Origin of the sequence: Kitasatospora sp. MAA4 (assembly GCF_029893355.1) — a bacterium.
Taxonomy (GTDB): domain Bacteria; phylum Actinomycetota; class Actinomycetes; order Streptomycetales; family Streptomycetaceae; genus Kitasatospora.
This window is the reverse complement of record NZ_JARZAI010000011.1, coordinates 63684-76297: the sequence shown is the minus strand read 5'-3', so window position 1 is coordinate 76297 and position 12614 is coordinate 63684. Positions and strand designations below refer to the sequence as shown.

13 protein-coding genes and 1 riboswitch are annotated in these 12614 nt (G+C 71.9%); of the genes, 4 read left to right on the top strand and 9 right to left on the bottom strand.

Going from position 1 to position 12614, the window contains the following annotated elements:
* Positions 1-17: 17 nt before the first annotated feature.
* Positions 18-251 (bottom strand): hypothetical protein, encoded by a 234-nt coding sequence (locus tag P3T37_RS16425; RefSeq protein WP_280724399.1) that lies wholly within the window; start codon positions 249-251, stop codon positions 18-20.
* A gap of 299 nt (positions 252-550) precedes the next feature.
* Here P3T37_RS16425 and P3T37_RS16420 point away from each other — a divergent pair, with 299 nt between their 5' ends.
* A complete protein-coding gene (locus P3T37_RS16420) occupies positions 551-2599 on the top strand; it encodes an ATP-binding domain-containing protein (protein WP_280724398.1) in 2049 nt (682 codons plus the stop codon).
* A 40-nt stretch (positions 2600-2639) separates the two neighbouring features.
* Here the strand turns inward: P3T37_RS16420 and P3T37_RS16415 are convergent, their stop codons facing one another.
* The gene (locus P3T37_RS16415; protein ID WP_280724397.1) at positions 2640-3326 is read right to left on the bottom strand and encodes a copper homeostasis protein CutC; all 687 of its coding nucleotides are present in this window, start codon (positions 3324-3326) and stop codon (positions 2640-2642) included.
* An 82-nt stretch (positions 3327-3408) separates the two neighbouring features.
* On the opposite strand from P3T37_RS16415, the gene P3T37_RS16410 reads away from it, so the two are divergent.
* Complete coding sequence (locus tag P3T37_RS16410) at positions 3409-4059, top strand: hypothetical protein (protein ID WP_280724396.1); 651 nt, start codon at positions 3409-3411, stop codon at positions 4057-4059.
* Here the strand turns inward: P3T37_RS16410 and P3T37_RS16405 are convergent.
* The 5 genes from P3T37_RS16405 to thrC all read right to left on the bottom strand — a co-directional run bounded on the left by P3T37_RS16405 (position 4040) and on the right by thrC (position 8734).
* The gene (locus P3T37_RS16405; protein ID WP_280724395.1) at positions 4040-4405 is read right to left on the bottom strand and encodes a hypothetical protein; all 366 of its coding nucleotides are present in this window, start codon (positions 4403-4405) and stop codon (positions 4040-4042) included. The genes P3T37_RS16410 and P3T37_RS16405 overlap by 20 nt on opposite strands.
* A 101-nt stretch (positions 4406-4506) precedes the next feature.
* A complete protein-coding gene (groL, locus tag P3T37_RS16400; protein WP_280724394.1) occupies positions 4507-6129 on the bottom strand; it encodes a chaperonin GroEL in 1623 nt (540 codons plus the stop codon).
* Positions 6130-6450: 321 nt separating this feature from the next.
* Entirely contained in the window at positions 6451-6657 is a 207-nt protein-coding gene (locus P3T37_RS16395; protein WP_035798772.1) for a cold-shock protein, read from the bottom strand.
* A 478-nt stretch (positions 6658-7135) separates the two neighbouring features.
* Positions 7136-7414, bottom strand: coding sequence for a MoaD/ThiS family protein (locus P3T37_RS16390; protein WP_280724393.1), 279 nt, complete (start codon positions 7412-7414; stop codon positions 7136-7138).
* A gap of 36 nt (positions 7415-7450) precedes the next feature.
* Positions 7451-8734: a threonine synthase gene (gene thrC / locus P3T37_RS16385; RefSeq protein ID WP_280724392.1), complete on the bottom strand. Its 1284-nt coding sequence runs from the start codon at positions 8732-8734 to the stop codon at positions 7451-7453.
* Between the two features lie 17 nt (positions 8735-8751).
* A riboswitch (SAM riboswitch) is annotated at positions 8752-8898 on the bottom strand.
* A gap of 136 nt (positions 8899-9034) precedes the next feature.
* On the opposite strand from thrC, the gene P3T37_RS16380 reads away from it, so the two are divergent.
* Both P3T37_RS16380 and P3T37_RS16375 read left to right on the top strand, forming a co-directional pair.
* Positions 9035-10048 (top strand): glucosyl-3-phosphoglycerate synthase, encoded by a 1014-nt coding sequence (locus P3T37_RS16380; RefSeq protein ID WP_280724391.1) that lies wholly within the window; start codon positions 9035-9037, stop codon positions 10046-10048.
* Positions 10049-10067: 19 nt separating this feature from the next.
* A complete protein-coding gene (locus tag P3T37_RS16375; RefSeq protein ID WP_280724390.1) occupies positions 10068-11513 on the top strand; it encodes a trehalose-6-phosphate synthase in 1446 nt (481 codons plus the stop codon).
* On the opposite strand, the gene otsB is transcribed toward P3T37_RS16375, so the two are convergent.
* On the bottom strand, positions 11492-12343 hold the full coding sequence (otsB, locus tag P3T37_RS16370; RefSeq protein WP_280724389.1) for a trehalose-phosphatase: 852 nt from the start codon (positions 12341-12343) through the stop codon (positions 11492-11494). The two genes, P3T37_RS16375 and otsB, sit on opposite strands and share 22 nt — an antisense overlap.
* A gap of 30 nt (positions 12344-12373) precedes the next feature.
* Positions 12374-12607 (bottom strand): DUF3263 domain-containing protein, encoded by a 234-nt coding sequence (locus P3T37_RS16365; protein ID WP_280724388.1) that lies wholly within the window; start codon positions 12605-12607, stop codon positions 12374-12376.
* Positions 12608-12614 lie beyond the last annotated feature (7 nt).

Below are 12614 nucleotides of genomic sequence, written 5' to 3'. Positions count from 1 at the left end.
AGGGCTAGGCGCTACGGCTAGAGCTTGACGCCGTCGCGGCCGAGGAAGACCACCCGCGCGGCGGTGTCGAGCACGATGCCGACGTTGCGGACGGCGGTCAGCAGCGGGCCGCGGCGGCGGTCGGGGTCGGCCGCGGTGCTGCCGTGGGTCGGGAGAGTCGGCGTCGGGGTCGGGACGGATTCGGTCATCGGGGTGCGCGCCCGGGGGGCCTTGGCCGCTGCCGGGGGCGCCGTCATGGATACGGGGCTCATGTGTTCCACCGTAGTTTCCCGACATCCCGGACACATCACCCCAAAGGTCACCACTCTCGGGACCGGTCTCGTCCTCCCGGCGTACGCCACCCCTACGGCGAAAAGCCTTGGCGCCCCACCGCCTGCTGGGTCTAGGGTGGTCGGTCTTGCCCCCTCCCGAACCGTGGTGCCGTCCGTCGGCAGCCGGGGGAGGCCCTGGCCGCTCGGCAACCGGCCAGGTTCCCCCAGAGCCTCCGGGCTCTCACCGTGAGCTACGACGAGAACCGCCGGGACCGAACACCCGGCCGGGAAGGTTCGCTGTGCACTCCCCCGCCACCACCGACCCCCTGCAACGGGAGCGCGACCACCTCGCCTCCTCCCGTGCCGCACTGCGCGCCATGCGCGAGGACGCCCAGGCGCTGGACATCTCCGACGTCGCCGGCACCTGGGTCACCGCCGCCGTCCTGCACAACCAGATCCAGAACCGGATCGCCGCGCTGGCCGACCTGGCGCACACCCCGCTCTTCTTCGGCCGGCTGGACTACCTGCACGCCATCTCCTCGGACGAGTCGGAGGGCGCGGGAGGAGAGCGGTTCTACATCGGGCGCCGGCACGTGCACGACGCCAGCGGCGACCCGATGGTGATCGACTGGCGGGCGCCGGTGTCGCAGCCGTTCTACCGGGCCAGCCGGACGGCCCCGATGGACGTCGACAAGCGCCGCCGGTTCGGCTACACCGGCGGCGAGCTGACCGCCTACGAGGACGAGAACCTCAGCGACCCGAGCGAGCAGAACACCGCCTCCGCCCTGCTGGCCGCCGAGATCGAGAAGCCCCGCGTCGGCCCGATGCGCGACATCGTCGCCACCATCCAGCCCGAGCAGGACGAGATCGTCCGCGCCGACATCACCGGCACGGTCTGCGTCCAGGGCGCCCCCGGCACCGGGAAGACCGCGGTCGGCCTGCACCGAGTCGCCTACCTACTGTACGCGCACCGCGACCGGCTGGCCCGCACCGGCACCCTGGTGATCGGGCCGAACAGCTCCTTCCTCTCCTACATCGAGCAGGTGCTGCCCGCCCTCGGCGAGCTGGACGTCGCGCAGGCCACCGTGCAGCAGCTGGTGGCGCACGTCGAGGTCCGCGCCGAGGACTCCGCCCCGGCCGCCCGGATCAAGGGCGACGCCCGGATGGCCGAGGTGCTGCGGCGCGCCGTGCGGTCCGGCATCACGCTGCCCACCGAGCCCTGCGTGGTGATCCGCGGCTCCCGGCGCTGGCGCGTCCCGGCCTACGAACTGGTCGAGATCATCGAGGAGTTGGCCGCCCGGGAGATGCGCTACGGAGCTGCCATGGAGGCGCTGCCGCAGCGCATCTCGCACGCCGTGCTGCTGAAGATGGAGCAGGGCGGCGAGGCGCCCGACGACCGCGTCCAGGACGCGGTGGCCCGCTCGGCGCAGGTGAAGGCCACCGTCAAGGCCTGCTGGCCGCCGGTCGACCCGGCCAAGCTGGTGCACCGGCTGCTCACCGACGCCGCGTTCCTGGCGCAGTGCGCAGAGGGCCTGCTGGACGAGGACGAGCAGGCACTGATCCACCGGACGGCCGGCCGCTCGCTGAAGACCGCACCCTGGACGCCCGCCGACGCCGTGCTGATCGACGAGGCCAACGACCTGGTGCAGCGCACTGCCTCGCTCGGCCATGTGGTGGTCGACGAGGCGCAGGACCTCTCGCCCATGCAGTACCGCGCGGTGGGCCGCCGTTGCAGCACCGGCTCGGCCACCGTCCTGGGCGACCTCGCGCAGGGCACCACCCCCTGGGCGACCGCCAGTTGGGCGGACGCCCTGCACCACCTGGGCAAGCCGGCCGCCCACATCGAGGAGCTGACCACCGGCTTCCGGGTGCCGGAGGAGGTGATCGCCTACGCCTCGCGGCTGCTGCCCGCGATCGCCCCCGGGCTGGCCCCCGCCACCTCGATCCGCGACACCCCCGGATCGCTGACGATCCGTCACACCAATGACGCGGCGCTGACCGACGCGGTCGTCGCGGCCTGCCGCACGGCGCTCGGGCACGAGGGCTCGACCGGCCTGATCGCCGCCGACGCGCGGATCCCGCTCTTCGAGAAGGCGCTGACCGACGCCGGGCTGCCCTACCTGACCCCGGGCGCGGAGACCACCGAGCAGGCCCGGCTCACGCTGGTGCCGGCCTCGCTGGCCAAGGGCCTGGAGTACGACTACGTGGTGCTGGACGAACCGGCCGCCGTGGTGGCCGGCGAGCCCGACGAGCGGACCGGGCTGCGGCGGCTCTACGTCGCCCTCACCCGTGCGGTCTCCGGCCTGACGGTGCTGCACGCCGAGCCGCTGCCCGCCGAGTTGGGCTGACGCGGGGACCGGGTCCCTTCGCGGCGAAGGGACCCGGCGCTCAGCCGTCGATCAGCGCCCGCCAGTGGGCGACCCTGCCGGCGTCCACCGGCGAGTCCCAGCCGCCGGCCCGCACCGCGCCGCCGACGTGGAAGGCGTCGAAGCCCGCCGCGCGCAGCTCCGGGACGTGCTCGGCGCACAGCCCGCCGCCGATCAGGATCTGCGGACGGTAGCCGGGCTCGCCGGCCTTGGCCAGCTCGCCCGCCAGCACCTCGCGCCCGTGCGAGACGCCGGCCGGCGAGCCCGCCGTCAGGAAGGTGTCCAGGCCCGGCAGCTCGGCCAGCGCGTCGCGCACGGCGGACCGGTCGGCGCTGTGGTCGATCGCCCGGTGGAAGGTCCAGCGGCAGCCGTCGACGGCCTCCGCCAGCCCCCGCACCGCGGCGAGGTCCGGCCCGCCCTGCGCGTCCAGGAAGCCGAAGACGAACTCGTCGGCGCCCTCGGCCCGCAGTGCCGCGGCGGCGGCGCGCAGCTCGTCCAGACTGCCGGGCTCGAAGCCGACCCGGCCGCGCAGCATCACGCGCAGCGGCAGGTCCACCGCGGCGCGGATCTCGGCGAAGCCCGCCACCGTGGGGGTGAGACCGTCGGCGGCCATGTCCGTGACCAGTTCGAGGCGGTCGGCGCCGCCGGACTGGGCGGCCTGGGCATCCTGCGCCGTCAGCGCGATGACTTCGAAAATTGGTCTAGACATATCGACAGCCTGCCATATCGGCGCCCGGCGGGCGAGACCCCCCACCCGCGGCAGTACCGGCGCCCGGGTTCACAATGAGCGCATGCCGACCGACCCGCACCCGGCCACCGATGTCCTGCTGAGGCGCTGGCACTCCGCGCTGGAGCGCTCCGGCGCCACCGTCGACCCCGAGCCCTACGGCCGCGCCCTGCTGGCCCGTTGGGCCGAGCCGCAGCGCCGGTACCACACCACGGACCACCTGCTGGCCGTGCTGGACCACGTCGACGCGCTCGCCGAGCACGCCGAACACCCGGACACCGTCCGGCTCGCGGCCTGGTTCCACGACGCCGTCTACCGGCCCGACCGCTCCGAGAACGAGGAGCGCAGCGCCCAGCTGGCCGTCCGCGCGCTACGCGAGGCCGGGCTGGCGGCCGAGCCGATCGCCGAGGTGGTCCGCCTGGTCAGGCTCACCGTCGGGCACGACCCGCTGCCCGGCGACCGCGACGGCGAAGTCCTGTGCGACGCCGACCTCGCCGTGCTCGGCGGCACCGCCGAGCAGTACGCGGCGTACGCGGCGGCCGTCCGCGCGGAGTACGACTTCGTCCCGGCGGAGGCCTTCCGGCTGGGCCGGGCCGCCGTCCTGCGCCAGCTGCTCGCGCTGCCGGCGCTCTACCGCACCCCGGCCGGGCACGCCCGCTTCGAGCAGCGCGCCCGCGCCAACCTGACCACCGAACTCACAACGCTGGAGGGGTGAGCGAGCCGACCGGCGCCACCACGACGGCCTCCTTGCCGCACACCCAGTGCGGGTCCGGGCCGAGCTCGGGCTCCACACTCAGCGCGTGCGGGTCGTCCTCGGCCGCGCAGGCCAGGCAGAGCGGCCAGCGCCCGTAGGCCTCCAGCAGCGCGTCCTGGACGTCCTGGGCGATCAGCCCGAGCACGAAGCCCACCCCGTCCGGCCACTGCTCCAGCCACCACCGCCGGTGCGTCACGGCGTCCTCGACCAGCGAGACCACCGTCGCGTCGGCGACGTCCCGGGCGGTGAGGTCGGCAAGGATCAGCGCACGGGCGCTGTGCAGGGCGGCTTCGATATCGCTGGACATCCGTCCATTGTCCCAAACGCGCGGGGGCGCGAACGCCGCGTGGGCGGCCCCCCGAAGGGGACCGCCCACGCGATCGAGGAAGCGACTGATCCGACGAGGGATCAGAAGTCCATGTCACCGCCCGGCATGCCGCCACCGGCCGGGGCGCCGGCCTTCTCGGGCTTGTCAGCGATGACAGCCTCGGTGGTCAGGAAGAGCGCCGCGATGGAGGCGGCGTTCTGCAGGGCGGAACGGGTGACCTTGGCGGGGTCGATGATGCCCGCCTCGATCAGGTTGACGTACTCGTTGGTCGCGGCGTTCAGGCCGTGGCCGTAGGGAAGGTTGCGCACCTTCTCCACGACGACGCCACCCTCGAGGCCGGCGTTGATCGCGATCTGCTTGATCGGGGCCTCGAGCGCGACGCGCACGATGTTGGCACCGGTGGCCTCGTCGCCCTCGAGCTCCAGCTTGTCGAACGCGACCGAAGCCTGCAGCAGCGCAACGCCACCACCGGCGACGATGCCCTCCTCGACGGCCGCCTTCGCGTTGCGAACGGCGTCCTCGATGCGGTGCTTGCGCTCCTTGAGCTCGACCTCGGTCGCCGCGCCGGCCTTGATGACGGCCACGCCGCCGGCCAGCTTGGCGAGGCGCTCCTGGAGCTTCTCGCGGTCGTAGTCCGAGTCGCTGTTCTCGATCTCGGCGCGGATCTGGTTGACGCGACCGGCGACCTGCTCGCTGTCGCCGCCACCGTCGACGATGGTGGTCTCGTCCTTGGTGATGACCACCTTGCGGGCGGTGCCCAGCAGGTCGACGCCGGCGTTCTCGAGCTTGAGGCCGACCTCCTCGGAGATCACGGTGCCACCGGTGAGGATGGCGATGTCGCCGAGCATGGCCTTGCGGCGGTCACCGAAGCCCGGGGCCTTGACGGCGACGGACTTGAAGGTGCCACGGATCTTGTTGACGACCAGGGTCGACAGGGCCTCGCCCTCGACGTCCTCGGCGATGATCAGGAGCGGCTTGCCGCTCTGCATGACCTTCTCCAGGAGCGGCAGCAGGTCCTTGACCGAGCCGATCTTGGAGTTGGCGATCAGGATGTACGGGTCGTCGAAGGACGTCTCCATACGCTCCAGGTCGGTGGCGAAGTACGCCGAGATGTAGCCCTTGTCGAAGCGCATGCCCTCGGTGAGCTCGAGCTCCAGACCGAAGGTGTTGCTCTCCTCGACGGTGATGACACCTTCCTTGCCGACCTTGTCCATCGCCTCGGCGATGAGCTCGCCGATCTGGGTGTCGGCGGCCGAGATGGAGGCGGTGGCAGCGATCTGCTCCTTGGTCTCCACCTCCTTGGCCTGCGCGAGAAGCTCGTCCGAGACGGCCTTGACGGCCTTCTCGATGCCGCGCTTCAGCGCCATCGGGTTGGCGCCGGCCGCGACGTTGCGCAGACCCTCGCGGACGAGAGCCTGGGCGAGCACGGTGGCGGTGGTGGTGCCGTCACCCGCGACGTCGTCGGTCTTCTTGGCGACCTCCTTGACCAGCTCGGCGCCGATCTTCTCGTAGGGGTCCTCAAGCTCGATCTCCTTGGCGATGGAAACACCATCGTTGGTGATCGTGGGGGCGCCCCACTTCTTCTCAAGAACGACATTGCGGCCCTTGGGGCCCAGCGTCACCTTGACGGCGTCGGCAAGCTGGTTCATCCCGCGCTCAAGGCCGCGGCGAGCTTCCTCGTCAAACGCGATGATCTTTGCCATGTGAAGTGGTCCTCCGGGACGACGTCGACTGCACCGGACCGACAGGTGCCCGCGACGGACGGCCCTGGTGTGCGGGGGTCTCGTCCCCTACCGCTCCCGGGGGCCTCACCGACCCGGTCCGTTGTCACTCTCATGCTGTGAGTGCTAACGCCAATGATTAGCACTCTCGGGTGGCGAGTGCAAGCTCTTACCGGCAAGCCGCGCGCACGAGCCACCCGGAACGACAGCAGGGTCCGCACCCTCCCCCGGTGCCGGGGAAGCGTGCAGACCCTGCTGGATCACCAGCCCGCGAGCGAGCCGAGGTTCCGAGGTTCGGAAAGGTCAGACCGCGGGCGCACGGACCATGTCCGCCTGCGGGCCCTTCTGTCCCTGGGAGATCTCGAACTCGACCCGCTGGCCCTCCTCGAGGGTGCGGTAGCCGTCCATCTGGATCGCGCTGTAGTGGACGAACACGTCCGCACCACCGTCGACCGCGATGAAGCCGTAGCCCTTCTCCGCGTTGAACCACTTGACGGTGCCCTGAGCCATTCCGAACTCCCCTAGTACTGTGCTGGCCCTTCACAGGTCCGCAGGTCGCGGGCCCGGGTCTCTGGTCGGACCGGCTCGGGATACCCCCCGGAGCGCAGCCCTGAACGCCGCAGCGCCCAACCCCCGAACGCCAGTTGGCGCCGTTGGCAGGGACGGATGCGTCGACCGCGGCTGAATGTATCCGTATCGAAGCCCTCTGCAACAGGCCCACTGGCGGGGAATTCAGGAACGCCTTTAAGGGACTTTCGGGGATGAATGCGACAGAACTCAGCAATTCATGCCGGGCATAGCGGACCAATCGTGCGAATTGTCCGAGGAATTCTGACACGTCGCCGACATGTTCGAACGGAACGCCGGACGGGACGTCTCACCGGCCGGACGAAGCCTATGCCCTGGCGGACCCGGCCGCGGACACGCCGCAGGGCGCCGCGGGCCTGACGAGAAGTCAGGCTCGGGGCGCCCTGCGGACGGTGGGACTTCAGCAGCCGCCGGCCACCGCGGGGATGATCGAGATCCCCGCGCCGTCGGCGATCACGGTGCCCAGGCCCTCGGCGAAACGCACGTCGTCGTCGTTCACATAGACGTTCACGAAGCGACGCAGCTTGCCGGAGTCGTCCAGAATCCGGGCGCTGATGCCCGGGTGGTTCTTCTCCAGGTCGCTGACGACCTCGGCCAGCGTGGCGCCCTCGGCGGGGACCTCGGACCTGCCGCCGGTGTAGGTGCGCAGGATGGTCGGGATGCGGACGGTGGAGCTCATGGGGGATCTCCTAGCTTTCGACGGGCTTCGAGGTGGTCAGGACGCCAGGCCGGCGGCGCGGAAGGACTCCAGGGTGGGCTGGATGGTGGCGGTCAGGCCCGCGTCGGAGACCGCGTCCAGCGTCTTCAGGCCGTCGCCGGTGTTGATCGCGACGGTCTCCTTCGACGGGTCGAGCAGCCCGTTCTCCACCAGCTTCTTGAGCACGCCGATGGTCACGCCGCCCGCCGTCTCGGCGAAGATGCCCTCGGTGCGGGCCAGCAGCCGGATCGCCTCCACCACCTCGGTGTCGGTGACGTCCTCGACCGCGCCGCCGGTGCGGCGGGCGATGTCCAGCACGTACGGCCCGTCCGCCGGGTTGCCGATCGCCAGCGACTTGGCGATGGTGTCCGGCTTGACCGGGCGGATCACGTCGTGGCCCGCCTTGAACGCCGCCGAGACCGGTGAGCAGCCGGCCGCCTGGGCGCCGAAGATCTTGTACGGCCGGTCCTCGACCAGGCCGAGCTTGATCAGCTCCTGCAGCCCCTTGTCGATCTTGGTGAGCTGGGAGCCCGAGGCGATCGGGATGACCAGCTGCTCGGGCAGCCGCCAGCCCAGCTGCTCGCAGATCTCGTACGCCAGGGTCTTGGAGCCCTCGCCGTAGTACGGCCGGAGGTTGACGTTGACGAAGCCCCAGCCCTCGCCGGCCGGGTCGCCGATCAGCTCCGAGCAGAACCGGTTCACGTCGTCGTAGTTGCCCTTGATGCCGACCAGCTCGCCGCCGTAGACACCGGCCATCACGACCTTGCCCTGCTCCAGGTCGTGCGGGATGAAGACGCAGGACTTGAAGCCGGCCCGGGCGGCCGCGGCCCCCACCGCGCCGGCCAGGTTGCCGGTCGAGGAGCAGGACAGCGTGGTGAAGTCGAAGGCGCGGGCCGCCTCGATCGCGCAGGCCACCACCCGGTCCTTGAAGGAGTGGGTCGGGTTGCCCGAGTCGTCCTTGACGTGCAGCTGGGCGGTGAAGCCGAGTTCGCGGCCCAGGTTGTCGGCCTTCACCAGCGGGGTCCAGCCCGGGTTCAGGTTGGGCTTGTCGGCGACGTCGGCCGGAACGGGCAGCAGCGGCGCGTATCGCCAGATGGACGCCGGGCCGGACTCGATCCGCTTGCGCAGCTCCTCGGCCTCGTACGAGCCGAAGTCGTAGGCGATCTCCAGCGGGCCGAAGCACTCGACGCAGGCGAAGATCGGGCCGAGCTCGAAGCGGGTGCCGCACTCGCGACAGGACAGCGCGGCGGCGGGACCGAGGTCTACGGTCGAAGAAGTGGGTGCGGGTGCGTCAACAGCCATGATGGCGGAGGCCTCTCTCCTCATCTTCCCCGTGCCGCGGTTGCGACACAGGACGGAATTGGCACCTGTCCCGCCGGGGCCTCGACCAGCGAAGTGGTCAGTAGCCGTGCGAGAAGGTTGCCGGGACTTCGACGGGCCGTTCCCTCAGTCCCTCTGGATGAGCTCTGTGAAGTTGTGGTCATGCGGTGCGGCCGACCCCGGCGTGCGAAGGTCTGACCGCTGTACGAAGACTGTATCCGAAGGCCCGCGTCACGGCCTCGACCGTCCGCAACGCGAGATGGACCAGACAAGGAGCGAGATTTGCCAGCCGAGCAGAGTCCCGCACTACTCCCGGAAGCCGCATCCTGGCTGCGCCGCCGCTCCTGGACGGCGGCCGACCGGCCCGAGTCCGCGCTGCTCGCGGCCAAGCGGGCCGCCGGGCGGGCGGGCACGGTGAGCGTGGTGCTGCCCGCGCTGGACGAGGAGTCCACGGTCGGCGAGATCGTCGCGGTGATCCGCCGCGAGCTGATGGAACGGCTGCCGCTGGTGGACGAGCTGGTGGTGGTCGACTCCGGCTCGAAGGACCGGACGGCCGAGGTCGCGGCGGCGGCCGGCGCCAGGGTGGTGCACCGCGACACGATCCTGCCGCGGCTTCCCGCCGTACCCGGCAAGGGCGAGGTGCTGTGGCGCTCGCTGCTGGTGACCTCCGGCGAGATCGTCTGCTTCGTCGACGCCGACCTGCGCGAGTTCGACCCGACCTTCGTCTCCGGGATCGTCGGCCCGCTGCTCACCGATCCGGCGATCCAGCTGGTCAAGGCGATGTACGACCGTCCGCTGGAGACCGAGGGCGCGGTCGTGGCAGCCGGTGGCGGCCGGGTGACCGAGCTGGTGGCCCGGCCGCTGCTCAACCTGCACTGGCCGCAGCTGGCCGGCTTCGTCCAGCCGCTCGGCGGCGAGTACGCGGCCCGCCGCTCGCTGCTGGAGCGGCTGCACTTCCCGACCGGCTACGGCGTCGAACTGGGCCTGCTGGTGGACGCCCTGGAGCTGGCCGGCCTGGACGCACTGGCCCAGGTGGACGTCGGCGTGCGCCACCACCGCCACCAGGACGGCCAGGCGCTGGGCCGGATGGCCGCCACGATCTACCGCACCGCGCTGGAGCGTCTGGACCGCACGCACCGCCTGAAGGCCGCCGAGGACCTCGCCCGACCGGTGCTGACCCAGTTCTCCCGGGACGCCCGGACCCGCGCCTTCACCGCCGACAGCCACCCGGTGATCGCGCTGGAACGCCCGCCGATGATCGAGGTCGAGGAGTACCGGGGGTTTGCCACCCCCTGACCACGGCAAGGTTGGAGTTATGGCCGAACTGACGACCGCACGCATTCTGGTGGCCTCCAACCGGGGTCCGGTCTCCTTCAGCAGCTCGCCGGACGGGACGCTGACCCTGCGGCGCGGCGGTGGGGGCCTGGTCTCCGGGCTCTCCGCGATCGAGGACCCGAACGCGGTCTGGGTCTGCGCGGCGCTGGGCGAGGCCGACCGGGCGGCCGCCCGGCAGTCCCCGCAGGGCCGGCTGGACCGCGGCGGCTTCGACGTCGGCGGGCAGGCCGTCCGCATGCTGGACATCGATCCCGCCGTCTTCGACCAGGCGTACAACGGGATCGCCAACTCCACCCTGTGGTTCGTCCACCACCTGCTGTACGACACCCCGACCGCGCCGTCCTTCGACGCCGGCTTCCGCGAGCAATGGGCCTCCTTCGAGGAGTACAACGCCGCCTTCGCGCGGGCGCTGGCCGCCGAGGCCGCGCCGGGCGCGGCGGTGCTGGTGCAGGACTACCACCTCGCGCTGACCCCGGCACTGCTCCGCGAGCTGCGCCCGGACCTGCGGATCGGCTACTTCTCGCACATCCCCTGGGCCCCGGTCGACTACTTCCGGCTGCTGCCCGACGACATCGCCGCGCAGGTGCTGACCGGCGTGCTCGGCGCCGACCGGGCCGGCTTCCACACCCGCCGCTGGGCGACCGCCTTCGCGGACTGCTGCGCGGAGCTGCTGGGCGCGCAGGTCGACCGAGTCGACCTCTCGGTCACCTTCCAGGGCCGCACCACCAAGCTCGGCGTGCACAGCCTGGGCGCGGACGGCGAGTTCCTCCGCGAGCGGGCCCACCGACCCGACGTGGACGAGCGGTTGGCCGCACTGCGCCGCGCGGTGGGCGAGCGGAAGACCATCGTGCGGGTGGACCGCACCGAGCTGAGCAAGAACATCGTGCGCGGGCTGCTGGCCTACCGCCATCTGCTGCGCACCCGGCCCGAGTGGCGCGAGCGGGTGGTGCACGTCGCCTTCGCCTACCCCTCGCGGCAGGACCTGGCCGAGTACCGCTCCTACACCGCGGCCGTACGGCGGATCAGCGAGGAGATCAACACCGAGTTCGGAACGATGAGTTGGCAGCCGCTGATACTCCAGGTCGAGGACGACTTCGCCCGCTCGCTGGCCGCCTACCGGCTCGCCGACGTGGCTCTGGTCAACCCGATCCGGGACGGCATGAACCTGGTCGCCAAGGAGATCCCGGTGGTCAGCGACCAGGGCTGCGCGCTGGTGCTCTCCCGCGAGGCGGGTGCCCACGCGGAGCTCGCCGAGGACGCGTTGACGATCAACCCGTACGACGTGGTCGCCACCGCCGAGGCGCTGCACCGCGCGCTGTCGATGCCGGCCGACGAGCGGACCGAGCGGACCAAGCGGCTGGCCGCGGCGGCCGTCGCGCTATCCCCTCAGCAGTGGTTCCTCGATCAACTGGACGCGCTCGTATAGAGGTTCTCCAGCAGCGCGACCACCCCGCCGGGCCCGGGCACCACCAGGTCCGCCTGTTCGGCCACCTCGCGCACCGGCGACTCGCCGGTCACCGGGCCGGCGCAGACCAGCAGTCCGGGAAGGCCCTCGGCGCGCAGCTCGCGCACCGCCGCGTAGGCGGCCAGATCGCCGAGGTCGTCACCGGCGTAGAGCACCGAGCCGGCGCCCACCGCCCGCAGGAACTCCGTCAGGGCGGCTCCCTTGTCGACCCCCGGCGGGCGCAACTCCACGACCATCCGGCCGGGTTCGACCACCAGGCCGTGCGCGGCGGCGAGCTCGGCGAGCGGCTCGCGCAGTCGCTCCAGGGCGGCGTCCGGATCGGCGGTGCGCCGGGTGTGGACCGCCAGCGAACGGCCCTTGTCCTCCGTCCAGGTGCCCTCGGGAGCCCCCAACTCCTTGAGCAGCGGCGGCAGTCCGGCCCGGATCCCGGCCACCCCCGGGTGCACCTGGGTGGCCCGCAGCTCCCCGGTCGCCGCGTCCCAGCGCTCGGCGCCGTAGTGGCCCAGCACCACCAGGTGCTCAAGGCCGGGCACCCGCGCGAAGCCACCGAGCCGGACGGCGTCCTGCGCCGGGCGGCCGGTCACCACCACCACCGCGCGCACCAGCGGTGCCAGCTCGGCCAGCACGGGGACCGCGCCGGGGTGGGCGCGGGCCTGCTCGGGATCGGCGACGATCGGGGCCAGCGTGCCGTCGAAGTCCAGCGCGACGACCGCCTCGGCGGGTGCCGCCAGCAGGGCTGCCAGCCCCGCGCGGCCGGACGGTGTGCTCGGTTCGAACGCAGCAGGGCCCATGGCAGCGACCCTACCCAGGCCCGCCCGCCCCTAACGCTCGGCGCGGCGGGCGTCGCGGATCCGGCGCAGCCGGTAGACCAGCACCGGGGCGTGCGCGACCGCCTCCTCCCGGTCCAGCAGGCCGTTCAACAGCTGGTAGTACCGGGTGCTGGAGATCCCCAGCTCCTCCCGGACCGCCTGCTCCTTGGCCCCCTGGGTCCGCCAGGCCCGGCCCTCCAGGGCCAGCACGGCGATCTCGCGCTCGCTCAGTTCTCCACCACTCATACCGCAA

What these genes read in the sequence shown, in the direction of transcription:
- thrC (WP_280724392.1), bottom strand. Translation starts at nt 8,734, where the DNA reads ATGGCTGTTGACGCACCCGCACCCACTTCTTCGACCGTAGACCTCGGT.
- P3T37_RS16405 (WP_280724395.1), bottom strand. Translation starts at nt 4,405, where the DNA reads ATGTCCAGCGATATCGAAGCCGCCCTGCACAGCGCCCGTGCGCTGATC.
- P3T37_RS16375 (WP_280724390.1), top strand. Translation starts at nt 10,068, where the DNA reads ATGGCCGAACTGACGACCGCACGCATTCTGGTGGCCTCCAACCGGGGT.
- P3T37_RS16365 (WP_280724388.1), bottom strand. Translation starts at nt 12,607, where the DNA reads ATGAGTGGTGGAGAACTGAGCGAGCGCGAGATCGCCGTGCTGGCCCTG.
- P3T37_RS16425 (WP_280724399.1), bottom strand. Translation starts at nt 251, where the DNA reads ATGAGCCCCGTATCCATGACGGCGCCCCCGGCAGCGGCCAAGGCCCCC.
- P3T37_RS16390 (WP_280724393.1), bottom strand. Translation starts at nt 7,414, where the DNA reads ATGAGCTCCACCGTCCGCATCCCGACCATCCTGCGCACCTACACCGGC.
- otsB (WP_280724389.1), bottom strand. Translation starts at nt 12,343, where the DNA reads ATGGGCCCTGCTGCGTTCGAACCGAGCACACCGTCCGGCCGCGCGGGG.
- groL (WP_280724394.1), bottom strand. Translation starts at nt 6,129, where the DNA reads ATGGCAAAGATCATCGCGTTTGACGAGGAAGCTCGCCGCGGCCTTGAG.
- P3T37_RS16415 (WP_280724397.1), bottom strand. Translation starts at nt 3,326, where the DNA reads ATGTCTAGACCAATTTTCGAAGTCATCGCGCTGACGGCGCAGGATGCC.
- P3T37_RS16395 (WP_035798772.1), bottom strand. Translation starts at nt 6,657, where the DNA reads ATGGCTCAGGGCACCGTCAAGTGGTTCAACGCGGAGAAGGGCTACGGC.
- P3T37_RS16410 (WP_280724396.1), top strand. Translation starts at nt 3,409, where the DNA reads ATGCCGACCGACCCGCACCCGGCCACCGATGTCCTGCTGAGGCGCTGG.